The sequence below is a fragment of the Rhodopseudomonas faecalis genome (genome assembly GCF_003217325.1).
Taxonomy (GTDB): domain Bacteria; phylum Pseudomonadota; class Alphaproteobacteria; order Rhizobiales; family Xanthobacteraceae; genus Rhodopseudomonas; species Rhodopseudomonas faecalis.
In genome coordinates this window covers 44,247-67,864 of the sequence record NZ_QJTI01000009.1, presented here as the reverse complement: position 1 = coordinate 67,864, position 23,618 = coordinate 44,247, and the positions used below count along the sequence as shown (strand labels likewise).

Annotated in this window: 20 protein-coding genes; 18 read left to right on the top strand and 2 right to left on the bottom strand. The window is 64.5% G+C overall.

Annotated features, from left to right (window positions below):
* The first annotated feature begins 22 nt into the window (after positions 1-22).
* From BJ122_RS09195 to BJ122_RS09115, 17 genes are all read left to right on the top strand, one after another.
* Positions 23-493, top strand: a complete 471-nt coding sequence (locus BJ122_RS09195; protein ID WP_110780767.1) for a DUF2852 domain-containing protein — start codon at positions 23-25, stop codon at positions 491-493.
* Between the two features lie 383 nt (positions 494-876).
* Positions 877-1,590, top strand: a complete 714-nt coding sequence (gene tolQ, locus BJ122_RS09190; RefSeq protein ID WP_027279364.1) for a protein TolQ — start codon at positions 877-879, stop codon at positions 1,588-1,590.
* 33 nt (positions 1,591-1,623) lie between these two features.
* Entirely contained in the window at positions 1,624-2,073 is a 450-nt protein-coding gene (gene tolR / locus BJ122_RS09185; RefSeq protein ID WP_027279365.1) for a protein TolR, read from the top strand.
* Positions 2,074-2,080: 7 nt separating this feature from the next.
* Complete coding sequence (locus BJ122_RS09180) at positions 2,081-3,025, top strand: protein TolA (protein ID WP_110780766.1); 945 nt, start codon at positions 2,081-2,083, stop codon at positions 3,023-3,025.
* A 37-nt stretch (positions 3,026-3,062) separates the two neighbouring features.
* Positions 3,063-4,406, top strand: a complete 1,344-nt coding sequence (gene tolB, locus BJ122_RS09175) for a Tol-Pal system beta propeller repeat protein TolB (RefSeq protein ID WP_110780834.1) — start codon at positions 3,063-3,065, stop codon at positions 4,404-4,406.
* 152 nt (positions 4,407-4,558) lie between these two features.
* On the top strand, positions 4,559-6,895 hold the full coding sequence (locus BJ122_RS09170) for a putative bifunctional diguanylate cyclase/phosphodiesterase (RefSeq protein WP_110780765.1): 2,337 nt from the start codon (positions 4,559-4,561) through the stop codon (positions 6,893-6,895).
* Positions 6,896-7,007: 112 nt separating this feature from the next.
* Positions 7,008-7,760, top strand: a complete 753-nt coding sequence (locus BJ122_RS09165) for an N-acyl amino acid synthase FeeM domain-containing protein (protein WP_430694768.1) — start codon at positions 7,008-7,010, stop codon at positions 7,758-7,760.
* A 203-nt stretch (positions 7,761-7,963) separates the two neighbouring features.
* A complete protein-coding gene (gene pal, locus BJ122_RS09160; RefSeq protein ID WP_110780764.1) occupies positions 7,964-8,470 on the top strand; it encodes a peptidoglycan-associated lipoprotein Pal in 507 nt (168 codons plus the stop codon).
* A 138-nt stretch (positions 8,471-8,608) separates the two neighbouring features.
* Positions 8,609-9,634 (top strand): tol-pal system protein YbgF, encoded by a 1,026-nt coding sequence (ybgF, locus tag BJ122_RS09155; RefSeq protein ID WP_110780763.1) that lies wholly within the window; start codon positions 8,609-8,611, stop codon positions 9,632-9,634.
* A gap of 40 nt (positions 9,635-9,674) precedes the next feature.
* Complete coding sequence (gene tilS, locus BJ122_RS09150) at positions 9,675-10,736, top strand: tRNA lysidine(34) synthetase TilS (RefSeq protein WP_110780762.1); 1,062 nt, start codon at positions 9,675-9,677, stop codon at positions 10,734-10,736.
* A 186-nt stretch (positions 10,737-10,922) separates the two neighbouring features.
* Positions 10,923-12,839, top strand: coding sequence for an ATP-dependent zinc metalloprotease FtsH (gene ftsH, locus BJ122_RS09145; protein WP_110780761.1), 1,917 nt, complete (start codon positions 10,923-10,925; stop codon positions 12,837-12,839).
* A 316-nt stretch (positions 12,840-13,155) separates the two neighbouring features.
* A complete protein-coding gene (locus BJ122_RS09140) occupies positions 13,156-13,830 on the top strand; it encodes a TetR/AcrR family transcriptional regulator (protein WP_110780760.1) in 675 nt (224 codons plus the stop codon).
* Between the two features lie 41 nt (positions 13,831-13,871).
* Complete coding sequence (locus tag BJ122_RS09135) at positions 13,872-15,365, top strand: FAD-linked oxidase C-terminal domain-containing protein (protein ID WP_110780759.1); 1,494 nt, start codon at positions 13,872-13,874, stop codon at positions 15,363-15,365.
* Positions 15,366-15,725: 360 nt separating this feature from the next.
* Positions 15,726-16,967, top strand: coding sequence for an FAD-binding protein (locus BJ122_RS09130; RefSeq protein WP_110780758.1), 1,242 nt, complete (start codon positions 15,726-15,728; stop codon positions 16,965-16,967).
* Complete coding sequence (gene glcF, locus BJ122_RS09125) at positions 16,964-18,280, top strand: glycolate oxidase subunit GlcF (RefSeq protein WP_110780757.1); 1,317 nt, start codon at positions 16,964-16,966, stop codon at positions 18,278-18,280. Before BJ122_RS09130 ends, glcF begins: the two co-directional genes overlap by 4 nt.
* Before the next feature lie 77 nt (positions 18,281-18,357).
* Positions 18,358-18,963, top strand: a complete 606-nt coding sequence (locus tag BJ122_RS19250; protein ID WP_181418913.1) for a histone — start codon at positions 18,358-18,360, stop codon at positions 18,961-18,963.
* A 462-nt stretch (positions 18,964-19,425) separates the two neighbouring features.
* On the top strand, positions 19,426-20,412 hold the full coding sequence (locus BJ122_RS09115; protein WP_110780756.1) for a TorF family putative porin: 987 nt from the start codon (positions 19,426-19,428) through the stop codon (positions 20,410-20,412).
* A 181-nt stretch (positions 20,413-20,593) separates the two neighbouring features.
* Here BJ122_RS09115 and BJ122_RS09110 read toward each other — a convergent pair whose 3' ends face one another.
* A complete protein-coding gene (locus tag BJ122_RS09110; RefSeq protein WP_245407672.1) occupies positions 20,594-22,348 on the bottom strand; it encodes an ABC transporter ATP-binding protein/permease in 1,755 nt (584 codons plus the stop codon).
* Positions 22,349-22,584: 236 nt separating this feature from the next.
* On the opposite strand from BJ122_RS09110, the gene BJ122_RS09105 reads away from it, so the two are divergent.
* The gene (locus tag BJ122_RS09105) at positions 22,585-22,986 is read left to right on the top strand and encodes an META domain-containing protein (RefSeq protein ID WP_103011550.1); all 402 of its coding nucleotides are present in this window, start codon (positions 22,585-22,587) and stop codon (positions 22,984-22,986) included.
* Here the strand turns inward: BJ122_RS09105 and BJ122_RS09100 are convergent.
* Entirely contained in the window at positions 22,960-23,583 is a 624-nt protein-coding gene (locus BJ122_RS09100; protein ID WP_103011549.1) for a TetR/AcrR family transcriptional regulator, read from the bottom strand. The genes BJ122_RS09105 and BJ122_RS09100 overlap by 27 nt on opposite strands.
* Positions 23,584-23,618 lie beyond the last annotated feature (35 nt).

Genomic DNA, 23,618 nt, shown 5'->3' with positions numbered 1-23,618 from the left:
GGTGCCGTTCAAGGAGAGGGAAATGGCTAACGCCGCAGATCTCAATCGATGGGGCGGTTCGGCTGGCGATGATCGCAATTGGTCGATGTCGCGGACGCCTTGGCATCCCGGCTGGATCGCGCTGACCGTGCTGGGCTTCATCATCTGGTGGCCGATCGGCCTTGCACTTCTCTTCTTCACGCTCGGGAGCAGAAAAATGGGTTGCTGGGATCAGGGCCGCTTCACCTCCAAGATGGACCGCATGCAATCGAAGATGGACCGGATGCGCAGCCGGATGGAGCAGAGCGGTTTCGGCTTCGGCCCGCCCTCCAGCGGCAACCGCGCGTTCGATGAATATCGCGAGCAGACGCTGCGCCGGCTCGAGGAGGAGCAGGTTGAGTTCAAGAACTTCCTGGAGCGGCTGCGCCACGCCAAGGACAAGGAAGAGTTCGACCTGTTCATGGCCCAGCACCGCACCAATCCGGCGTCCAATGACAGCAAGCCGCAGGGCTAAGCGCGCGGCCGCCTGACCACGCCATCTGACCACGCCAAACGCCACAATTTGGCTCCAAGCCGCCCGGTTGCCCTGCAGCCGGGCGGTGTCGTTTGTGCCTACTTTGTCGGCGCCTGCCCCCGCAACACCACATGGCGCCTGCGACTTTTCGAACCCTCGCCAGTTTGGTAACCCAACCTTAACCAAGATTAGCGTTTGGTTAGAAGCGTCGGGAAGCGCCGCCAGCCCTCGTTTTGACACGTTGGCAGGGGATGCACTCTACGGCTTCGGCCGGGCTCCCCATGCGACAGATCAGGCTTTGGCGCCGGTGCATTCGCCCCGCTGGCCCGCCGCCCGCGGAACCGCGGCCGCCGATGTGAACTTGCGTGAAAGGACAATCGATAATGAACCCGGCCGAGGTGACTCAGTCAGCAATGCCGCTGGTATCAGCCGACGTTTCACTCATTGCGCTGTTCTGGCAGGCCCACTGGGTCGTCAAAGCGGTGATGCTTGGACTGCTGGCGTGTTCGGTCTGGGTCTGGGCGATCGCGATCGACAAGATTCTGCTCTACTCGCGCACCAAGCGCGCCATGGATCGCTTCGAGCAGGCGTTCTGGTCGGGCGAATCGATCGATGAGCTGTATCGGGCGTTGGCCTCCAAGCCGACCCATTCGATGGCGGCCTGCTTTGTGGCGGCGATGCGCGAGTGGAAGCGTTCGTTTGAGAGCCAGGCGCGCTCGGTCGCCGGCCTGCAGATGCGCATCGAAAAAGTGATGAACGTCTCGATCGCGCGCGAGATCGACCGGCTGGAACGGCGGCTGCTCGTGCTGGCCACGGTCGGCTCGGCTGGCCCGTTCGTCGGCCTGTTCGGCACGGTCTGGGGCATCATGTCGAGCTTCCAGTCGATCGCCGCGTCGAAGAATACCTCGCTGGCGGTGGTGGCGCCGGGTATCGCCGAGGCGCTGTTTGCCACCGCGATCGGCCTTATCGCCGCCATTCCGGCCACTATTTTCTATAACAAGTTCACCTCCGAGGTGAATCGCCAGGCGCAGCGGCTCGAAGGATTTGCCGATGAGTTTTCAGCGATCCTGTCGCGCCAGATCGACGAACGTGGCTGAGGAACGGGTTTTGCGCGCGAGGGACTGTCGATCATGGCGATGAGCATGGCAGGTGGCGGTGGAGGCGGCGGCCGGCGTGGGCGCCGCCGCGCGCATGTGATGGCCGAAATCAACGTGACGCCGATGGTCGACGTCATGCTGGTGCTGCTGATCATCTTTATGGTGGCCGCGCCGATGCTGACGGTCGGGGTGCCGCTCGATCTGCCACAGACCCAGGCCAAGAGCCTCGATCAGGACAAAAATCCGCTGACTTTGTCTGTCAACGTCAAGGGTCAGGTGTTTTTGAACGACACCGAGATCGCGGTCGACGAACTGGTGCCGAAGCTGAAGGCGGTGACCGAAGCCCGGAGCGGGCTCGATGAGCGCATCTTCGTGCGCGGCGACAAGAAGGTCGACTACGGTACGGTGATGAAGGTGATGGGACGGTTGTCCGCGGCTGGCTTCCGCCGCGTCGCGCTGGTGACCGAGGGCGATCAGGGATAATCAGTCGGTGAAAGTCGACAAGACACTGATGGCGTCGATTGCCCTGCACGTGTTCGTGATCGGGTACGGCATCGTGTCTTTCTCGGCGCGCTCGCTGGAAGCGCCGCCGCCGGAATCGATGCCGATCGATATCATCTCGGCCGATCAGCTCTCAAAACTCACCGCTGGTACCAAATCGGGCGAAAAGGACAAGCCGAAGCCGCTGGTCGAGAAGGTCGCCGAAGCCAAGCCGGTGGAAGACACCGTCGGCAAGATTTCCGAAAAGCAGCCGGTTGAGACTTCCGTGGCTCCGACCCCGCCGCCGAAGCCGGTTGAAAAGCCGGTCGAGAAGAAGCCCGATCCGCCAAAGCCGGTCGCCGAAGAAAAGCCGAAGAACGAGCCGAAACAGGTCGAGAAGAAGCCGGACCCGCCCAAGGTCGATCCGATCGCCGAGGCTTTGAAGAAGGACGACAGCAAGAAGCCGACGCCGAAGCCGGAAGCCAAGGCCGCGCCGCCGCAGCCGCCCAAGCCGAAGCAGGAGCGGGTGTTCGACCAGTCCAAGATCGCGGCGCTGCTCGACAAGCGCGATCCGACCCGGCAGGCCGCGACCGGCTCGGAGCTCAACGCCCAAAATCGGCTTGGCAGTCCGCGCGGCACCGCCGCGACGCTGTCGCAGTCCGAGCTCGACGCGCTGCGCGCCCGCCTGACCCAGCTCTGGAATGTGCAGGCCGGCACCGAGCGCCCCGAGGAGCTGATCGTCGATATCCGCATCCGCCTGACCCCGGATCGCCGCTTGGCGGCGCCGCCGGAAATCGTGTCGCGCGGCTCCTCGCCGCGCTATCAGGCCGCTGCCGACGCTGCGATGCGCGCGGTGTTGCAGGGCCAGCCCTATGAGATGCTGCGGGCCGAGTCCTACGATCAGTGGAAAGACATGATCGTGACCTTCGACCCGCGCCAAATGTTCCGCAGCTAATTCCTTTGCCCTGTTGAATGAGCCCGCAATGACCGTGATGTCGTCCCGTTCCTCTGTGCTGCCGCTGAGCCGTCGCCAAGCCTTGATCGGCGGTGCGGGCGCCGCCGCGAGCCTGTTGCTGCCCACGGCGCTGGCCGCGCAGACCCGCCTGCAGATCACCGAAGGCACGGTGGCGCCGATGCCGATCGCGCTGCCGAACTTTGTCGCCGGCACGCCGTCCGATGGCGAGGTCGGCGCCGGCGTCGCGCAGGTGATCACCAACAATCTGAAGCGCAGCGGGCTATTCGCGCCGATCGATCAGGCCGCCTATATCGAGCGCATCAGCAATATCGACGTGTCGCCGCAATTTGCCAGCTGGAAGGCCATCAATGCTCAAGCGCTGGTCACCGGACGCATGACCAGGCAGTCCGACGGCCGCCTCAAGGCCGAATTCCGGCTGTGGGACGTCGCCTCCGGCCAGCAGCTCACCGGCCAGCAATATTTCACCTCGCCGGAATATTGGCGCCGGATTGCGCATATCATCTCCGATCAGATCTATGAGCGGCTGACGGGCGAAAAGGGCTATTTTGATAGCCGCGTGGTGTTCATCGACGAATCCGGCTCCAAGGAACGTCGCGTCAAGCGACTCGCCCTGATGGATCAGGACGGCGCCAATGTGCGCTATCTCAGCCGCGGCAATGACCTCGTGCTGACGCCGCGCTTTTCGCCGACCACCCAAGAGATCACCTATATGGAGTTCGGGCACGGCGATCCGCGAGTCTATCTGTACAACATCGAAACCGGGCAGCGCGAAATCGTCGGCAATTTCCCGGGCATGTCGTTTGCGCCGCGGTTTTCGCCGGATGGGCAGCGGATCATCATGAGCCTGCAGCAGGGCGGCAACTCCAATCTGTTTGTGATGGATCTGCGCTCGCGCTCGACCACTCGCCTGACCGATACGCCGGCGATCGACACCTCGCCGTCCTATTCGCCCGATGGCAGCCGGATCTGTTTTGAGTCCGATCGTGGCGGCAAGCCGCAGATCTATGTGATGTCGGCCAGCGGCGGCGGCGCGCAACGCATCTCGTTTGGCGAAGGCAACTACTCGACGCCGGTATGGTCGCCGCGCGGCGACTACATCGCCTTCACCAAGCAGGGCGGCGGTCAGTTCTCGATCGGCATCATGAAGCCCGATGGCTCCGGCGAACGGCTGCTGACCTCCGGCTATCACAACGAAGGCCCGACCTTCGCGCCGAACGGCCGCGTGCTGATGTTCTTCCGCGAGCCGGGCGGCAGCGCCGGCCCGTCGCTGTACACGGTCGACATCTCCGGCCGTAACGAACAGCGCGTCCCAACCCCGGGCTTTGCCTCCGATCCCGCCTGGTCGCCGCTGCTGTCGTGAGCGGTAAATAGCTGAAGCCACTTCAATGAGATCGCCCGATGAGGCGATCTCATTCTCGGAGTCGCGGTTCCCGCAAGACCGCGGTAACCATATTCCCTCAGAGTAATTTCACAGGCGCTCGGTATTACCTGTAAATAAGGACAGGGGTGCCGATGCAGACTGCCCATCCCGCAGATAGCATTGATCGATTGTCGCCCACGATTTACGCGGGCATGGTGGATTCGCTTTTTCTCAATCCACTGCCGATGGTGCTGGGTGCCCTGAGCCCGGCGATCGCCGCGGCGGTGATCGGTGCGGTCACCGATGATGTGGTGATTTGGCTGTGCGTGTTGCCGTTTCTGGCGCTGGGCGGCGTCCGCGCCTTTCAGATGTATCGCTACAAGCAGCGGCCGGGTCCGCTGACCGGCGACGAAGCCGTTCTATGGGAAAACAAGTATCGGTTGGCGGCGATCGGCTACAGCCTCGCTTTGGGTGCCTGGAGCGTGGTGGTGCTGCTGCGCACCGATGATGCCGCCGCCCATATGCTGTGCGTGACCACGGTGGTCGCCTACATGTCCGCCGGCGTCGCCCGCACCTTCGGCCGGCCGCGGATCTTCCAGTTGCAGATGCTGGTCGGCTGCGGCCCGCTGGTGATCACGTTGATCTATGTCGGCGGCACGTTCCATATCGCGGTGGCGCTGCTGAGCGCGGTGTTCTTCGCGGCCACCCGGCAGCTCACATCCAGCCTGCAGCGCATCTATTTCAACGCCTGGATCGCGCGCGAGCGTGAAGCGGCGCTCGCCAATCAGTTCGATACCGCGCTCAATAACATGCCGCATGGGCTGTGCATGTTCGGCGGTGAGGAGGTGCGGCTTGAGGTGATGAACAGCCGGTTTGCGCAAATGATGCGGCTGCCGTCTGACTTCATGCATCGCGGCGCCAGCGCGGCCGACATCATCAACGCCTGTGTGACCGCCGGCACGATCTCGGCGGCGAGCGGACGCTTGATCGTTTCGGAGATCGACAACGCGCTCGCTGGCGAGGTCATCACGGTCGATTCGGAAACCACCGACGCCCACGCTTATTCCTGGACCTTCCAGCCGATGAAGGGCGGCGGCACGGTGGTGCTGGTCGAAGACATCACCGAGCGGCGCAGCGCCGAAGCGCGCATCATTCGCCTCGCGCGCTATGACGAACTGACCGGCCTGCCGAACCGCGGCAATTTCCGCGACGAGATCGAGCGGCTGTTGACCATCGCCCAGGTGCGCGGCGACATGCGGCCGTCGGCGCTGCTGTTTGTCGATCTCGACCAGTTTAAACAGGTCAATGACACGCTCGGTCATCCGAGCGGCGATCGCCTGTTGTGCGAGGTCGCCGATCGCCTGCAGGCACTGCTGCGCCAGGAAGATCTGGTCGCCCGTTTCGGCGGCGACGAGTTCGTGGTGTTCCAGCAGCATATCGACACCCACGAGGATGCCGCCGTGCTGGCGCGGCGCATCGTCGATCGGCTCAGCGAGCGCTACGTCATCGAACATCATGTAGTTGAGATCGGCGCCAGCGTCGGCATCGCCGTCACTGCGCCCGGCATCAAAGCCGACGTGTTGCTGAAAAATGCCGACATGGCGCTGTTCCATGCCAAGGCCGATGGCCGCGGCACCTATTGCTTCTTCCGCGACGAGATGGCGCGCTCGGTGGAAGCGCGCCGGATTCTCGAGCTCGATCTGCGTCGCGCTTTGGCCAATGACGAGTTCGAGCTGTATTACCAGCCGCTGGTCAATCTCAAGACCGGCCGGATCACCACCTGCGAGGCACTGCTGCGCTGGAATCATCCGATGCGTGGCACGGTGTCGCCGATCGACATCATTCCGGTCGCTGAAGAGATGGGCCTGATCGTGGATCTCGGCCGCTGGATTCTACGCCGCGCCTGTATGGAATGCATGCGCTGGCCCGATGGCGTCAGCGTGGCGGTCAATTTCTCGTCGCAGCAATTCCATCAGCGCGATGTCATCGACGAGGTGCATTACGCGCTGCAAGCGTCGGGGCTGCCGGCCGAGCGGCTGGAGATCGAAATCACCGAATCCTCGCTGATGCGCAACACCCAGTGGACGCTGGACGCGCTGCAGCAGCTGCGGAGTGCCGGGGTGCGCATTGCGCTCGACGATTTCGGCACCGGCTATTCCAGCCTCAGCTATCTGCACAATTTCCCGCTGCAGAAGGTCAAGATCGATCGGTCGTTCCTGGTCGGCATCGAGACACACCGGCCGCTGACGCTGCTGCGCGGCGTCGCGCGGCTCAGTGCCGAACTTGGCATGTCGGTGGTGGTGGAAGGGGTCGAGACCAATGAGCAACTCGAGTTGATCGGCGCTGACGGCACGGTCACGGAAGCGCAGGGCTATCTGTTCAGCCGTCCGGTCCCTGCCAGCCGGATTCGTGAACTGCTGACGGCTTCACACGCCCGCCGCCAGGACGACGGCAAGAGCCGGCTGTTGCCGCTACGCTCGATCGCGTAGCGCGGCGCTCTGGCGCGCCACTGGCGTTAACCCTGAATCGACTCAATCTTTGCGCGAGTATTAACCAAGTGTTAATTTCGTCCCGCAGGGAAGTTGAGCGTGGGGTGGCCAGGTGGGCTCGCTTGAACGGATCGACCAGGAGCAGGCAGCCTTGGGGCGACACGGCAGCCTGCTGGCGCGTGTCGAATATCGGCTCGTCGAAAGCCCGGAAGACCGCGAGGCCATCTATCGGCTGCGTTATCGCGCTTATCTGAGAGAAGGTATGGTCGATCCAGACCCGGTGGGGCTGGTCTTTGATCGCTACGATCAGTTGCCGAATTCCTGGATCGTCGCGCTCTATTTCGATGGCGTGCTGACAAGTTCGCTGCGCATCACCGTTGCATCACGAGATGAACCCGATTGTCCGTCGATGGATGTGTTCGCCGATCTGCTGCGGCCGCTATTGGCCAAAGGCGTGGTGATCGTCGATCCGACGCGCTTTGTCGCCGATCCCGATGTGCTGCGGCTCCCTGAACTGCCTTATCTGACGCTGCGACTTGCCAATCTCGCTTGCGAACATTTTGGCGCGCAGCTCGGGCTGGCGTCGGTGCGCACCGAGCATCAGGCGTTCTATCGCCGGGTGTTCATGACCGCGATGGCGCCGCCGCGCCAATATCCCGGTTTGAAAAAGCCGATCGGTCTGATGGGCATCGATTTTCCGGCGCTGCGCGAGCGCATCTACACCCGCTATCCGTTCTTGCGCTCAAGCAAGGCCGAGCAGCGACAGGTGTTCACGCGCGCGGCGCAGCGCCATGCCCCGTTGTTGCAGCCGGTGCTGCCGGGCGAGCAACGCGCACCCACCGTCTCCAGGCTGTTGCGCGGCTGAGCCGCGTTATCCATGCCGCGGGGTGGTGCGATCCACCATCGCGCCACATTTACCCGGCATTAACCATCACGTCTGCTTTCCGCGACCTCCTGGCATTCGATCGATCCTGGCAACACTCTGTCAAGGTTGACGGAACGTTCGCTTAACCATCGGCCTGTAGACCGGAAGCCAGTCGGACGAAACGTGAGCGTGGAGGCTCCGGAATGAACCAGCAAATGCGAATCCGCCAGGGATTGAAGCTGGCCGCAGTGTTGGCTGTGGCGTTGTCCCTGGGGGCTTGCGCGAACAAAAACCCGCTCGGCGGCGGCAATGGCGCCGATGGCTCTCTGGCCGGTGCCGCTGTGCCGGGCAGCCAACAGGATTTCGTGGTCAATGTCGGCGACCGCGTGTTCTTTGAAAGCGATCAGACCGATCTGTCGCCGCAGGCGATGGCCACGCTCGATAAGCAGGCGCAGTGGTTGCAGATGTACAACCGCTATTCCTTTACCATCGAGGGCCACGCTGACGAGCGCGGCACCCGCGAATACAACATCGCGCTCGGCGCGCGCCGCGCCCAATCGGTGCGCAGCTATCTGGCGTCGCGCGGTATCGAGACCGCACGGATGCGCACCATTTCGTACGGCAAGGAACGCCCGGTCGCGGTCTGCAACGACATCTCGTGCTGGTCACAGAATCGTCGTGCCGTCACGGTGCTGAACGCCGGCTCCTGATCGCGACCAACGTGACATTGCGAAGCCGGCGCTGCAGTGGCGCCGGCTTTTTCATGCGTGGCGCCCGACACATTTTTGGCGTAGTCCAACCTGCAATCTCGGTCGCGCCGCGTATCCGCAGCTAACCAGCAGGCAGCCATGTCATTGAGAACACCTTTGAAGGCCGGTGGCGTCGCCCTTGCCGCAGCGCTCCTCGCCTGTGCGCCGGCTTTGGCGCAAGATCAGGACTACGAAGTCGACCCGGAAATCAGAATCCAGCAGCTGGAACAGAAGCTGCGGGTGCTGACCGGGCAGAATGAAGAATTGCAGTTCCGCAATCGCCGGCTGGAGGATCAGCTCAAGGCGTTACAGGCCGGCGGTGCCGCGCCGGGCCAGCCGGCCGCGGCGCAGGCCATGCCGCCCGCCGCACCGGCGGCGCCCGCGGGCTATCCGCCAGCAGCGCCGAGCGCGGCTGCGCCCTATGGCGGCGCGCCGCAAGCCGCGCCCGCCCGGCCGCAATACGGCCAGCAGCCAGCGCCGATCGCCCAAGATCGAGTGGCCGCGCCCGCGGTGGTGCAGCCGGCGGCACCGGCTCCCACCGGTCGCTCGCGCGGCGATGCGTTCGATCCCAATCAGAATCCGAATGCGCCCGGCGTGCCGCGCGCGCTTGGCGGCGGGCAGATGCCGATGCCGTCCGATGCCTCCGGCGCGCCGGTTGGACGCGCCGCGGCGCCAATCGACCTCAACGCACCGCGCGGCGGCGCGCCTGCGGCCTCGGCTTTGCCGACCGCACCGCCGACCCAGTCGCCCAAGGACGAGTTCGACCTCGGCATCGGCTATATGCAGCGCAAGGACTATGCGCTCGCGGAAGAGACGATGCGCTCCTTCACCCAAAAATACCCGAGCGACCGGATGACCGGCGACGCGCAATATTGGCTTGGCGAGAGCTATTATCAGCGCCAGCGCTATCGCGAGGCTGCCGAGGCGTTTTTGGGCGTCACCACCAAATATGAAAGCTCGGCCAAGGCGCCCGACGCGCTGCTGCGGCTCGGCCAGTCGCTGGCGGCGCTCAAGGAAAAGGAAGCGGCCTGCGCCGCGCTCGGCGAAGTGGCGCGCAAATATCCGCGCGCTTCAAGCAGCGTGAAACAGGCGGTCGATCGCGAACAGAAGCGGGTGAAGTGCTGATCTTCGCCGCTTGAGCTGAGGGCTGCCGGGGCCACCGATCATGCGGGATCACCAGCCACAGCCGGTCTCGTTGCAACAGGCGAGGCGGCTGTTTGCCCCCTGGCTCGACGCGCCGGCAATCGTGCTGGCGGTGTCGGGCGGTCCCGATTCGGTGGCGATGATGTGGCTGGCGGCGCGCTGGCGCCGCGCCCTGAAACGCGGGCCGGCGCTGCATGTCGTCACCGTCGATCACCGCTTGCGGCCCGCTTCGGCGCAGGAGGCCCGCGCGGTGAAGAAGCTCGCCGGTGAACTTGGGCTGCCTCATCGCACGCTGCGCTGGACCGATGACAAGCCGTCGAGCGGCGTGCCGGCCGCTGCGCGCGAGGCGCGCTATGCGCTGCTCGCCAAGGCGGCGCGGCGCGCCGGCGCCAGCCATGTCTTTACCGCCCATACCAGGGACGATCAGGCGGAAACGGTGTTGATGCGGCTGTCGCGCGGCAGCGGCATCACGGGATTGTGTGCAATGGCGCCGCAGACCGAGCGCGACGGCATCATGCTGGCGCGGCCGCTGCTCGAGATCGCCAAGGCCGATCTGATCGCGACCTTGGATAAGGCGGCGATCGATTTCGCGGTCGATCCCAGCAACAGCGATCCGCGCTTCACCCGGCCGCGGCTGCGGCGGCTGATGGTGGAACTGGCCGAGGAGGGTTGCGACGCACCCAATCTGGCGCGGCTGGCGCAGCGGCTGCGCCGCGCCGATCAGGCCTTGCAGCTGATGGCGGAGGGGGCCGAACGCTTCCTGGCGCTGACCGGCGCCGATCCGCGCGATCGCCGCGGCGGCTGGGATGCGCAGGGTTTTGCGGCATTACCGGCCGAAATCCAGCTCCGGCTGCTGCTGCGCTGGCTGGACCGGGTCGGGATCGAGGGCCCGGCGGAACTCGGCAAGGCCGAGGCGCTGCTGGCGGAACTGACCGAGGCGATCGCCGCCAGCGGCAAGCCGGGCGCGCCCCGGATGCGCCGAACCCTGGCCGGGGCGCTGGTGACGCTGGACCGGGGCCGGCTGCGGGTCGAACCGGCGCCGCCGCGCCGGCAGAGCGGCCGCGGCGGTTGCACCACCTCTTAACCACCCCGGCAGCCGCACCATGATTTGCGCTGCGAACACGGCGTGATGCGTTAAATAGTCTTGGACCGTTCCCTTGGCAGCGGCCAGCAGCACACCTAGATTGTCATTTGCGAACCCAAGGATATCCCTCGCAGGTCAGAGACCGGAGGGAGTGGCCACGATCCGCGCGGCCGAGAAGGAAGATCGATGAACGCCAATCTGCGCAATTTCGCCCTTTGGGTCATTATTGTCTTGCTGCTGCTGGCGCTGTTCACGCTCTTTCAGAATCCCGGGCAACGCGTAGCATCGCAGGAAATCTCGTTTTCACAGTTGCTGAGCGAGGTTGATCAGAACCACGTTCGCGATGTCGTGATCCAGGGCAACGAGATCCGGGGCACCTACACCAACGGCACCAGCTTCCAGACCTATGCGCCGAACGACCCGTCGCTGGTGTCGCGGCTCTATAATGGCAAGGTCTCGATCACGGCGAAGCCGCCGGGCGAGAACGTGCCGTGGATCGTGTCGCTGCTGGTGTCGTGGCTGCCGTTCATCGCGCTGATCGGCGTCTGGATTTTCCTGTCGCGGCAGATGCAGGGCGGCGCCGGCAAGGCGATGGGCTTTGGCAAGTCGCGCGCCAAGATGCTGACCGAAGCGCATGGCCGCGTCACCTTTGAGGACGTCGCGGGCGTCGACGAAGCCAAGCAGGACCTGCAGGAGATCGTGGAATTCCTGCGCGACCCGGGCAAGTTCCAGCGGCTCGGCGGCCGGATTCCGCGCGGCGTGCTGCTGGTCGGCCCGCCCGGCACCGGTAAGACGCTGATCGCCCGTGCGGTCGCCGGCGAAGCCAACGTGCCGTTCTTCACGATTTCGGGTTCGGACTTCGTCGAAATGTTCGTCGGCGTCGGCGCCAGCCGCGTGCGCGACATGTTTGAGCAGGCCAAGAAGAATGCGCCGTGCATCATCTTCATCGACGAAATCGACGCGGTCGGCCGTCATCGCGGCGCCGGCCTCGGCGGTGGCAATGACGAGCGCGAGCAGACCCTCAACCAGCTCCTGGTCGAGATGGACGGCTTCGAGGCCAATGAGGGCGTGATCCTGATCGCGGCCACCAACCGGCCCGACGTGCTCGACCCGGCGTTGCTGCGTCCCGGCCGGTTCGACCGCCAGGTGGTGGTGCCGAATCCGGACGTGGTCGGCCGCGAGCAGATCCTGAAGGTGCATGTCCGCAAGGTGCCGCTGGCGCCGGATATCAACCTGAAGACCATCGCGCGCGGCACCCCGGGCTTCTCGGGCGCCGACCTGATGAACCTGGTCAACGAAGCGGCGCTGATGGCGGCCCGGCGCAACAAGCGCATGGTCACCCAGACCGAGTTCGAAGACGCCAAGGACAAGGTGATGATGGGCGCCGAGCGCAAGTCGCTGGTGATGACCGAGGAAGAGAAGATGCTGACGGCCTATCACGAGGGTGGTCACGCCATCGTCGGCCTCAACGTCCCGGCTTCCGATCCGATCCACAAGGCCACCATCATTCCGCGCGGCCGTGCGCTCGGCATGGTGATGCAGCTGCCGGAACGCGACAAGCTGTCGATGTCGCTCGAGCAGATGACCTCGCGTCTCGCCATCATGATGGGCGGCCGCGTCGCCGAAGAACTGGTGTTCGGTCGGCAGAAGGTCACCTCGGGCGCCGCTTCCGACATCGAGCAGGCCACCCGGCTGGCCCGCATGATGGTCACCCGTTGGGGCCTGTCGGAGGAACTCGGCACGGTGTCCTACGGCGAGAACCAGGACGAGGTGTTCCTCGGCATGTCGGTGTCGCGCACCCAGAACGCGTCGGAAGCGACCGTTCAGAAGATCGATGCCGAGATCAAGCGTCTGGTCGAGGACGGGTACAACGAGGCGACCCGCATTCTCACCGAGAAGCGCGATCATCTCGAAGCCTTGGCCAAGGGTCTGCTCGAGTTCGAAACCCTGACCGGCGATGAGATTACCGACATCATCAACGGCAAGAAGCCGAATCGGGAATCGGTGCTTGAGCCGGCTGGGCCGCGCACCTCGGCGGTGCCGCCGGCAGGCAAGCCGCGGCCGCGCCCGGATACGGGCCTGGAACCGCAGCCGCAGGCCTAACGTCATCTCAAACCCCGCCGGTTTCGGCGGGGTTTTCTTTTGGGCCGTGCCGCGCGCAGTTGGTAGCAAGGCCGCGACGTCGCTGATCAACGTAGCGGCAGCAATGCCCTCCTGCTCAATTTCGCCGCAGTACGCAGCGGCGTCTCGGTTGTCACGCGGTTCTGCGGTAACGAGGACTTGTCAGCAGCCCTGAATAGGTGTTCAGCTCTTTCCCAGACATGAGTGAACGGCGAAGCGCAACTTCAGTCAGCTCACTCCAATCGAGAGAATAGCCGCCCGGATTGCCCAGGCAGGCCGATGGGATGAGGCAGCGCCAATGGTCTATCGGCGAACGCAACAGGTGGTGAAACGCCTCGCAGCGCGGCGCCAGGCGATTCTGGCCGCCGCCCGCGAAGCCGCCGCGGAAGGCGGCATGGCCGCCGTTCAGATCGCGCCGGTCGCCCAGCGTGCCCATGTCGCCGCCGGCACCGTCTATCGCTACTTCCCCTCCAAAGCCGATCTGATTGCCGAACTGATCGCGGAAGTGACCCGCGTCGAATTGCAGGCGATCCGCCGCGCCGCCGATGCCGCGCCCGGACCGTCCTCGGCGCTGGCCGCCGCGGTCACCACCGTCGCCGTCCATGTGCTGTCACACCGCAAACTGGCGTGGGGCATTTTGGCCGAGCCGGTCGATGTCGATGTCAGTGCCTCGCGGCTGGCGAGCCGCCGCGAAATCGCCGGGGAGCTCGAACTGCGGATCGCGGCCGCGGTGCGCGCCGGCCACCTGCCGGCGCAGGACACCGCGCTCGCCGCCACCGCTCTGCTCGGCGCGCTGCATGAGGCCTTGGTCGGGCCGCTCGCCACCGATGATCTCAACGATCCGGCGCGGATGCGCGATGCCGTGCAGACCGTGACGTTGCTGGCGCTGCGCGCGGTCGGGGTGATGGATGCGCGCGCCCGCGGTCTTGTGGTGCAGGCGGTGATGCCAGCGCGAACTTTGCTCGGAGCCTGAACGACGGTAGTCTCGGACCCGCAAGCTGCAGGAGACGTCCGATGACCATCCAGATGCCGGAGCCCGATGTCAGCGTGTTGGCGCGGCGCGATGAGATCATCGCGGCGCTGCGCGAGATCGTGCCGGGCGAGGGCGTGATCTCCAGCGCCGCCGAAATGGTGCCCTATGAGTCGGACGGGCTGATGGCTTATCGCCAGCCGCCGATGGTGGTGGTGCTGCCGAGCACCACCAAACAAGTCTCCCAGGTTCTGAAATACTGTCACGCCAATGGCATCCGCGTGGTGCCGCGCGGCGCCGGCACGTCGCTGTCGGGCGGCGCGCTGCCGCTCGCTGATGGCGTGCTGCTCGGGCTCGGCAAGTTCAAGCGGATTCGCGAGATCGATTTCGATAACCGCGCGGTGGTGGTCGAGCCCGGCGTCACCAATCTGGCGATCACCCAGGCGGTCGAACATGCCGGCTTCTACTATGCGCCCGATCCGTCGTCGCAGATCGCCTGCACGATCGGCGGCAACATCGCGGAAAATTCCGGCGGCGTGCATTGCCTGAAATACGGCATGACCACCAACAACGTGCTCGGCTGCGAGATCGTGCTGATCACCGGCGAGATCATCAAGATCGGCGGCAAATGCACCGAAAGCGCCGGCTATGACCTGATGGGCGTCATCACTGGCTCAGAGGGCCTGCTCGGCGTGGTCACCGAAGTGACGGTGCGAATTCTGCGCAAGCCGGAAACCGCGCGCGCGCTGATGGTCGGCTTTACCGAGATCGAGGCCGCCGGACGCTGCGTCGCGGAGATCATCGGCGCCGGCATCATTCCGGGCGGCATGGAGATGATGGACAAGCCGGCGATCCACGCCGCCGAAGCTTTTGTCCATGCCGGCTATCCGCTCGACGTCGAGGCGCTGCTGATCATCGAGCTTGATGGCCCTGGCGTTGAAGTCGATGAGCTGATCGCGCGCGTCGAGACGATCGCACAACGCTGCGGCTCGACCACCTGCCAGATTTCGACCTCTGAGCAGCAGCGGCTGTTGTTCTGGGCCGGCCGCAAGGCGGCGTTTCCCGCGGTCGGCCGGATTTCGCCGGACTATCTGTGCATGGACGGCACCATTCCGCGCGGCAAATTGCCGGAAGCGTTGGCGCGCATCCGGCAACTCTCGGAAAAATATCAGCTCGGTGTCGCCAATGTGTTCCACGCCGGCGACGGCAATCTGCATCCGCTGATTTTGTATGATGCCAATAAGCCCGGCGAGACCGATCGCGCCGAGGCGTTCGGCGCCGATATTTTGCGGGTCTGCGTCGAGCTTGGCGGCGTGCTGACCGGCGAGCACGGCGTCGGCATCGAAAAACGCGATTTGATGCCGGAGATGTTCTCCGAGATCGATCTCATGCAGCAGCAGCGGCTGAAATGCGCGTTCGATGCCGATGGCTTGCTCAACCCCGGCAAAGTGTTTCCGACGCTGCATCGCTGCGCCGAACTCGGCCGCCTGCATGTGCGCGGCGGCAAGCTGCCATTCGCCGATATTTCGAGGTTTTGAGGTGATCGGTCCCGCGTGTAGCAAACCCGGGCACGCCCTTGTCCCTCCCCCTTGTGGGGAGGGTGGCCCGGCGCAGCGTAGCGCAGCCGGGTCGGGTGGGGGATTGGCTCGGAGCTCGCGTTATCCGCACCCCGGCCTCCGCTTCGCTCGGCCGACCCTCCCCGCAAGGGGGAGGGAGGCAACCTCTGCCTCGGCCGGTAATAGTTTGTCTGTCGTACGAAGCACACCTTTCAACGTCATTGCGAGCGCAGCGAAGCCATCCAGCACCGAGCACGAAGCTGGATGGCGTGGTCGCTCCGCTCCTCGCCATGACGGTGAACGATTGGCTCACCGATCTGATTTGAAGGACGATGTTCGCACGTGGATACGCTGAAACCGCGCGACGCGCAGGATGTGGAACAGGCGGTGGCCGCGGCGATTGCCGCCGAGCAGCCGCTGGAGATCGTTGGGCTTGGCTCGAAGCGCGCCATCGGCCAGCCGATGGCCACCAATGCACTGCTTGACCTGTCGGCGCTCAATGCCGTGGTCAATTACGAGCCGAACGAGCTGATCATCACCGTGCAGGCCGGCGCGCCGCTCGAGGACGTGCTGTCGCTGATCGACTCCCGCAATCAGCAATTGGCGTTCGAGCCGATTGATAGCTCGGCGCTGCTCGGCACGGCGGCGCAGCGCGGCAGCATCGGCGGCATGATCGCCTCGGGCCTCGCCGGGCCGCGCCGCATCAAGGCCGGCGCCGCGCGCGATCATCTGCTCGGTGCCGAGGCGGTGTCGGGCTTTGGCGAGCTGTTCAAGACCGGCGGCAAGGTGGTCAAGAACGTCACCGGCTACGACCTGTGCAAGCTGCTCGCCGGCTCCTGGGGCACGCTGGCGGTGATGACCGAGGTGACGCTTAAGGTGATGCCCAAGCCCGAGGCCGAGCGCACGCTGCTGCTGCGCGGCCTGGACGATGTCGCGGCCGGCAGGGCGATGACCGCGGCGCTCGGCTCGCCCTATGACGTCTCGGGCGCGGCGCATCTGCCGGGATCGGCGCTGCGCGGCGCCGGCGGGGCGCTCGGCGCAATCGGCAAGCCCGAGCAGTCCATGACCCTGCTGCGCCTGGAAGGCACCGCCACCTCGGCGGCGCATCGCGCCGGCTCGCTGGCGCACTTGCTGGCCGGCTATGGCGCGGCCGAACTGTTGGAAGATACCAGCTCAGCGGCGGCCTGGGCCGAGATCCGCGATGTGATCCCGTTCGCGGCCGATGGCCCGCGCGCGCTGTGGCCGATCTGGCGGATCGTCTGCCCACCGGCGGTGGGCGGCGCGTTCGGTCAGGCGCTGGCGCGCGACAGCCAGGGCGAGGTGATCTATGACTGGGGCGGCGGCTTGATCTGGGCGGCGCTGCCGCCGGTCGTCGATGCCAATGCCGGCGTGCTGAGGAAGCGCGTCGAGGCGATCGGCGGCCACGCCATGCTGATCCGCGCACCCGAGCACACCCGCAGCGCGGTCGACGTGTTTCACCCGCAGCCCGCTGGCGTGGCCGCGCTCAATGCCCGGGTCAAGCAGTCGTTCGATCCCAAGCACATCCTCAATCGCGGCCGCATGGTGCGCGGAACGGCGTCATGAAAACCGAATTCACTCCCGCTCAGCTTGCTGATCCCGCCATCGCCGAGGCCGACAAGATCCTGCGCGCCTGCGTGCATTGCGGGTTCTGTACCGCCACTTGTCCGACCTATGTACTGCTCGGCGACGAACTCGATAGCCCGCGCGGCCGCATCTACCTGATCAAGGAGATGCTGGAAAAGGACGCGCCGCCGACCGCCGAGGTGGTGAAGCATATCGATCGCTGCCTGTCGTGCCTGGCGTGCATGACCACCTGTCCGTCTGGCGTCAACTACATGCACCTGGTCGATATGGCGCGGGCGCGGATCGAGGCGCAGTACCAGCGGCCGTTGCCGGACCGCGCCTTGCGCGCGGCGCTCGCCTGGCTGATGCCGAAGCCGCATCTGTTCAGGCTCGGCATGGTGATCGGGCGCTGGGTGCGGCCGCTGCTGCAGCTGGTGCCGACGCCGCGGCCGAAAGGCGGTACGCCGGCGCTGCTGAGCCGCATCAAGGCGATGCTGGCGCTGGCGCCGCGCCAGCTGCCGCCGCCGGGGCCGGCGCTCGGCAGCGTGTTTCCGGCGATCGGGCCCAAGCGCGGCCGGGTGGCGCTGCTGCATGGCTGCGCGCAGCAGGTGCTGGCACCGCGCATCAATGGTGCGGCGATCAATCTGTTGACCCGCCATGGCATCGAGGTGGTGCTGGTCGCCGAGGAGCAGTGCTGCGGGGCGCTGATCCATCATCTCGGCCGCGATGAGGAAACGCTGCGCTACGCGCGCGCCAACATCACGGCGTGGATGAAGGAAGCCGATCGCGGCGGGCTCGACGCCATTGTAGTGACCACGTCAGGTTGCGGAACTGTCATCAAAGACTATGGCTACCTGCTGCGCGATGACCCGGCGTTCGCCGCGCCGGCTGCGAAGATATCGGCGATGGCCAAGGATATCAGCGAATATATCGGAGGCCTGGAGTTGCAGGTCGCCGGCACGCGCGGTGATCTTGTGATCGCGTATCACGCGGCGTGCTCACTGCAGCACGGGCAGAAAATCACCCAGCTTCCCAAAGAATTGCTTTCCAAGTCCGGGTTCGTGGTGAAAGATGTGCCCGAGAGTCATTTGTGTTGCGGATCGGCAGGCACCTATAACTTTCTCCAGCCTGAAATCGCCGGCAAACTACGCGATCGCAAGGTCGCCAATCTTGCCAGCGTTAAGCCGGATATGATTGCTGCCGGCAATATCGGCTGCATGGTGCAGATTGCCAGCGGAACGTCGGTCCCTGTCGTGCACACGATTGAACTTCTCGATTGGGCGACGGGTGGTCCCCGTCCAGGGGTGGAATGAAGCTCCGGTCCGGACCATGCTGACCGCGATAGGTTGGTCGCCTGATGTCTCGTGATCAGATCGATAGGAGGACCACGATGGCGAAGGACAAGGGCAAGAAGGACAAATCGTCCAAGGATAAATCGTCCAAGGACAAGAAGGATAAGAAAGACAAGAAGGCCAAAAAGGCCAAGCGCGAGTTGCTGGCCAAGAAGGGCGCGAAGAAGTCCGACAAGGCCGGCAAGAAGGGCGCTAAGAAGGCTGCGAAGACGCCCGCCAAGAAGGTAACCGCCAAGAAGACCGCCAAGAAGAGCGTGAAGACGGCCAAGAAGGCGACGACGAAGGCTGCAAAAAAGGCCACCAAGAAAGCGGCAAAAAAGTCCGCGAAGAAAGCGGTCCGCAAGGCCAAAGCCAGCAAACCCCGCAAGGCCAAGACCTCCGTGAGCGAAGTCACGGTTGCCGCTGAACAGCCGAGCGTGGCGAAGAAGGCGGTCCGGAAAGCCAAAGCGGTGGAAGCGCCGCCGATCGCCGCCGAGCTGAAAAAACCGCGCAAGCCGCGGGCACGCAAGGCGGCTGCACCGCCGCCGGCCTTGCCGGATTGGCTGACGGCCGAGCCCGAACCCGCTGTCGATGAGTCCCCGCTCGCCTTCGAGGACGACACAGTGCGGGTCGCCAGCGGCGATAGTGGCGACGAGATGCCGTAACGCGCCGGCTGTTTTCCGTGACGCGGAAGGCGTCGCGGATGACGGCGTTGATCAAGCAGGCCGTAGCTCACGCTGCGGCCTGCTTTGCTTTCTGGTAGCGTCGGTTGTGATTTGATCCGAACCAGCAGCTCTGCAGTGCACTGTTACCGCCAAAGCACGGAAGTGATTCGCGGTCGCCGACCCTGCTAACTGCCTCTGCGGGAGTGTGGCAGCCAAACCGCACAGCGCTCAGCGCCGAGTAGTGTTGCGAGGACAAGCCGCCAATTTTGTTGCGCCGCTGCAACATTGGCTAACAACCGAATGCGGTCTGCCCCATTTTGCTCAAAAAGTCGGCAGCTGCTTTTCTTTTTCGCTTCAAACTATCCGGAACCCGCAGCAGATTGCTGCCGTATTGAGTTGCGGGCAGTCGATTGTCGGCTTACGGCGCCGGGATCACACCGTTGTTTAGTGATGGGGAAAACCATGAATAAGACCATTCTCTCAGTCGCAGCGGTGCTGGCGATCGGCGCGGGCTCTGCCTCGGCTGCCGACCTTCCCGCGAAGGTTTATACCAAGGCTCCGGTGCTGGCGCCGGCCTTCAATCCCTGGGACATCGCGTTCGGGACCTCGATCTCGAGCGAGTACCTGTTCCGCGGCATTTCGCAGTCGAACCAGAAGCCCTCGGTGTCCGGCTACTTTGAGCCGCGCTACAACGTCACCAAGGACCTGCAGCTGTACGTCGGCGTGTCGGGCTCGAGCATCTCGTTTGCCAACCGCGCGGCGATGGAACTCGATGTCTACGGCGGTATCCGCCCGACCTTCGGTGCCCTTGCCTTCGACTTCGGTATCTGGGGCTACCTGTATCCGGGTGGGCAGTGCATCGGCGGCTGCCCGGGTGCGGATGTTATCGCCAACGGCAACTTCATGAAGAAGGACGTCAGCTTCTACGAAGGCTACGGCAAGGTGAACTGGACTGTGAACGACATGTTCGCGGTCGGTCTCAACGAGTTCTACACGCCGAGCTTCCTGAACAGCGGCGCCTGGGGTAACTACACCTCGATTACCGGCAAGTTCACCGCGCCGAGCTCGATCTTCGGCTCCAGCGATGTCGGCATGTATGTGTCGGGTGAGTTCGGCCGGCAGTGGCTCGGAACCTCGGATGCGTTCTACGGTACCACCATTGCCAGCCCGACCGGCGGCGGACCGTTCCCGAACGGCATCAAGTACAAGGACTACAATACTTGGAATCTGGGCGTTGGATTCACCTACAAGGTGTTCGCGCTGGATCTGCGTTACACCGACACCGACCTGTCTAAGGCGGACTGCAATGCCTTCACCAGCGACTTCACTGCCGGCTTCAGCGCTGACTACTCGTCGATCAATCCGGGTGGTTATGGCTCCAAGTGGTGCGGTTCGCGCTTCACCGCCAAGCTGTCGGCGGACGTGACGCTGCAGAACAACATCAAGTAAGCCGTTCTCCTCAGGACGACTTGGAAAGGGTGGCGGAGTGATCCGCCGCCCTTTCTTGTTATTTGGTCAGTGACCCGTCATGCCCGCGCTTGTCGCGGGTATCCACGTCTCGAAATCGCTGCAAGATCAAAGACGTAGATGGCCGGGACGAGCCCGGCCATGACGTGCGGAGTGGTTGGTATCAATTGCTGTTGGTAAAAGCCGGTTCGCCGACCGGATCGCGCAGCGCAAAACGATCGCCGTCGCGTTCCATGACGATCTTGCGGCTGTGCATGGCGGTCAGTGTCGAGCGGTGGCCGATCGAGATCAGCGTGGTGCCGGGCAGCCGCTCTTGCAGCAATTGGTACATGGCCGCCTCCGATGGCTCGTCGAGCGAGGCGGTCGCTTCATCCAGAAACAGGAAATCGGGCCGGTGCAGCAGAGCGCGCGCGATGCCGAGCCGCTGCTGTTCGCCGAGCGACAGCATCCGATTCCAGTGGCCATGCTCGGTCGGCCGTTCCGCTAGCGCCGGCAATCCAACCGCGCTGATCGCGGCCGCGATCTGGTCGGGCGGGAAAGTGCCGGCCGCGGCCGGATAGCTGACCGCGATGTCGAGCGCCCCGACCGGGAAATATGGCCGCTGCGGCAGCATCATCATGGTGGCGCCGGCCGGCACCTCGATCTTGCCGGCGCCGAATGGCCAGATGCCGGCAATGCTACGAAACAGCGTGGACTTGCCCGCGCCTGACGGGCCGGTGATCAGCGTGCTGTCGGCGCTCCGCAGTTGCAGCCGATCGACCGCGAGCAGCGGCTTGTGGTCGGGCAGGTCGATGGTGAGGCCGTGCAACGCAATGCCGTCGCGCCCGCCGCTGCCGAGCTGAATGAGATCGGGGCGTGCGCTCAAGCCGGCGGCCTGGTCGATGGCGGTTTCAAAGCCGGCGAGCCGCGCCACCACCGCCTGCCATTCCGCCAAGGTCCGGTAGGCGGTGACGAAGAACGACAGCGCTTCCTGCACGCTGCCGAATGCCGAGGCGGTCTGCATCATGCCGCCGAGCTGCACTTTTTGCGCAAAATAGGCGGGGGCCACCAGGATGTAGGGGAAGATGATCGCCGCCTGCGAATAGCTGGCGGTGAACGCGGTCAGCTTCTTGGTGCGGCTCATGATCTGAAGCCAGTTGCTGACCACGTGGCGGAAGCGTTCGCCAAGCCGTTCGCGCTCGGCCGGTTCGCCGTGCAGCAGCGCGATCTGTTCGGCATTCTCCCGGGCGCGCACCAGATTGAAGCGGAAATCCGCTTCAAAGCGCTGCTGCTTGAAATTGAGATCGACCAGCGGCCGGCCGATCAGATGGGTGAGCAGCGTGCCGAGGATCGCGTAGACCAGCGCGCCCCACACCAGATAGCCGGGGATGTCGTAATCCTGGCCGAACAGATGCAGCGGCGCGGCCTCGGACAGGCCCCACAGGATCACCACGAACGAGGCTAGCGACACGACCGAGCCGAGCAGCCCGACGCCGAGCGCCAAAGTGCGCTCGACAAATAGCTGGGTGTCTTCAGCGATGCGTTGATCGGGATTGTCGGCGGCGTCGCCGAGCAATTGCATCTGGTAGTGGCGCGCCTGATGCAGCCATTCGCCGAGATAGCGCTCGATCATGAAGCGGCGCCAGCGGATCTGCAGCCATTGATTGAGATAGAGCTGATAGACTTTGAGCGCGATATAGATCGCGGCCAGCACGCAGAAGTAACCGATCTGATAGGTGAAGACGTCGAGATTGCGCTCCTGCAGCGCGTTGTAGAAGGTGTTGTTCCAGCGATTGAACAGCACCAGCAGCCCGACCACCGCCAGCTCGATGGCAATCACCGCCGACAGCAGCCCCCAGGCCATCAGCTTGTCGTCGGAGCGGAAATAGGGCGCGGCGATCCGGCCGACGGCCGCCAGTGTTATGCCGATCTTTTTCACGGGATCGAGGTCTCCACGGTGTTGCAGAATTGGCGAGACAAATAGGGCGTTGCGCCGGTTCCGGCGAGCTTCCGATCTTGCTGCGCGCATAAGCAAGCAGCACGGCTGCTACTCGCAATTTTGTGAGCGGCTGGTCCGGTTGCGGGTGGCGTGTTCGCCGCCTGGGTGCCGGTCGCTAGCCAACCCCGGCTTCGGCGGCTAGAACGCGGCTTCGTGACAAGTCTAGAGGATCGAACATGCTGCGCGCCTGGTTTCGTCATATCACTGTTGTCGCTGTGATCGGGATGGCGTTCATCCCCGTGGCGCGGGCGCAGAGCTTTCCATTCGGTCTTGAAATGACGCTCGATGTCGCGCCGATGCCGGGATCGAAGCGGATTCCGACGCTGGAAATCGGCGATGACGGTGAAGTGCTGGTCGAGCTGTGGTGCAAGGGCGGCAAGGGCCGCATCTCGATTGCTGGCGACAGCGTGGTGTTCATCCCCGGTGCGATCGCCGATCGCGGCTGTCCGCCGGCCAAGGTCGAGGCCGATGATGCGCTGCTCAGCGCCCTGACCAACGCCACCAATTGGAGCCGGCAGGGCGATTTCATCACTTTTAGCGGCGCGCAGCCGCTACGCTTCCGCCTCAACACCAATTGAGGCAGGCGTCGCCGCCACTTGCGGCTCTTGCGGCTTGGCCGCGCAGAGCGAGGCGACCTGCTCCGCCAGCATCTGCTGCAAGGCTGCCCTGTCGGCATCGCACAGCGGCGCGACGCCGAGCACGCTGCGCAAAATCCCAACCCCGAGCAGCAGCGACGCGATCAGCGAGGCCGGGGTCTGCGAACTCATTTCCAGCTTGTTGGCCAAAGGCGTGATGAAATTGCGGACCACCACCTCGCGCAGCACGCTGGCCGCTTCCGGGCTGGACAGCGAATGCACCACAATGTCGAGCGGCGCGATTTCATCGGCGTCGCGCACCGGGTCGCGCGCCAGCACGTGATTTGTCAGATCGGTGGCGAGATCGGCCTTGGCGCCGGCAAAAAATCGCTCCGGCTGCAGCGAGGCTTCAACCGCCGCCGCGAACAGTCTTTCCTTCGAACCGAAGCTGCGATGCACATAGGCCACATCAATGCCCACATCAGCGGCGATGTCCCGTAGGCCCGTGGCTTCGTAGGAATGCCGTGAGAAACGCGCAATGGCGGCGTTCAGGATGCGGTCACGGGTTGTGATTTTCACGGGTGCGGATTCACGTTGCATCGGTGGTGGCCGTTATTGTTGTCATCATCCATAAT

Bases quoted from the DNA above. Each gene is read 5' to 3' on its own strand.
- BJ122_RS09195 (WP_110780767.1), top strand. From the start codon at position 23: ATGGCTAACGCCGCAGATCTCAATCGATGGGGCGGTTCGGCTGGCGAT.
- tolQ (WP_027279364.1), top strand. From the start codon at position 877: ATGAACCCGGCCGAGGTGACTCAGTCAGCAATGCCGCTGGTATCAGCC.
- tolR (WP_027279365.1), top strand. From the start codon at position 1,624: ATGGCGATGAGCATGGCAGGTGGCGGTGGAGGCGGCGGCCGGCGTGGG.
- tolB (WP_110780834.1), top strand. From the start codon at position 3,063: ATGTCGTCCCGTTCCTCTGTGCTGCCGCTGAGCCGTCGCCAAGCCTTG.
- BJ122_RS09170 (WP_110780765.1), top strand. From the start codon at position 4,559: ATGCAGACTGCCCATCCCGCAGATAGCATTGATCGATTGTCGCCCACG.
- pal (WP_110780764.1), top strand. From the start codon at position 7,964: ATGAACCAGCAAATGCGAATCCGCCAGGGATTGAAGCTGGCCGCAGTG.
- ybgF (WP_110780763.1), top strand. From the start codon at position 8,609: ATGTCATTGAGAACACCTTTGAAGGCCGGTGGCGTCGCCCTTGCCGCA.
- tilS (WP_110780762.1), top strand. From the start codon at position 9,675: ATGCGGGATCACCAGCCACAGCCGGTCTCGTTGCAACAGGCGAGGCGG.
- ftsH (WP_110780761.1), top strand. From the start codon at position 10,923: ATGAACGCCAATCTGCGCAATTTCGCCCTTTGGGTCATTATTGTCTTG.
- BJ122_RS09140 (WP_110780760.1), top strand. From the start codon at position 13,156: ATGGTCTATCGGCGAACGCAACAGGTGGTGAAACGCCTCGCAGCGCGG.
- BJ122_RS09135 (WP_110780759.1), top strand. From the start codon at position 13,872: ATGACCATCCAGATGCCGGAGCCCGATGTCAGCGTGTTGGCGCGGCGC.
- glcF (WP_110780757.1), top strand. From the start codon at position 16,964: ATGAAAACCGAATTCACTCCCGCTCAGCTTGCTGATCCCGCCATCGCC.
- BJ122_RS19250 (WP_181418913.1), top strand. From the start codon at position 18,358: ATGGCGAAGGACAAGGGCAAGAAGGACAAATCGTCCAAGGATAAATCG.
- BJ122_RS09115 (WP_110780756.1), top strand. From the start codon at position 19,426: ATGAATAAGACCATTCTCTCAGTCGCAGCGGTGCTGGCGATCGGCGCG.
- BJ122_RS09105 (WP_103011550.1), top strand. From the start codon at position 22,585: ATGCTGCGCGCCTGGTTTCGTCATATCACTGTTGTCGCTGTGATCGGG.
- BJ122_RS09100 (WP_103011549.1), bottom strand. From the start codon at position 23,583: ATGCAACGTGAATCCGCACCCGTGAAAATCACAACCCGTGACCGCATC.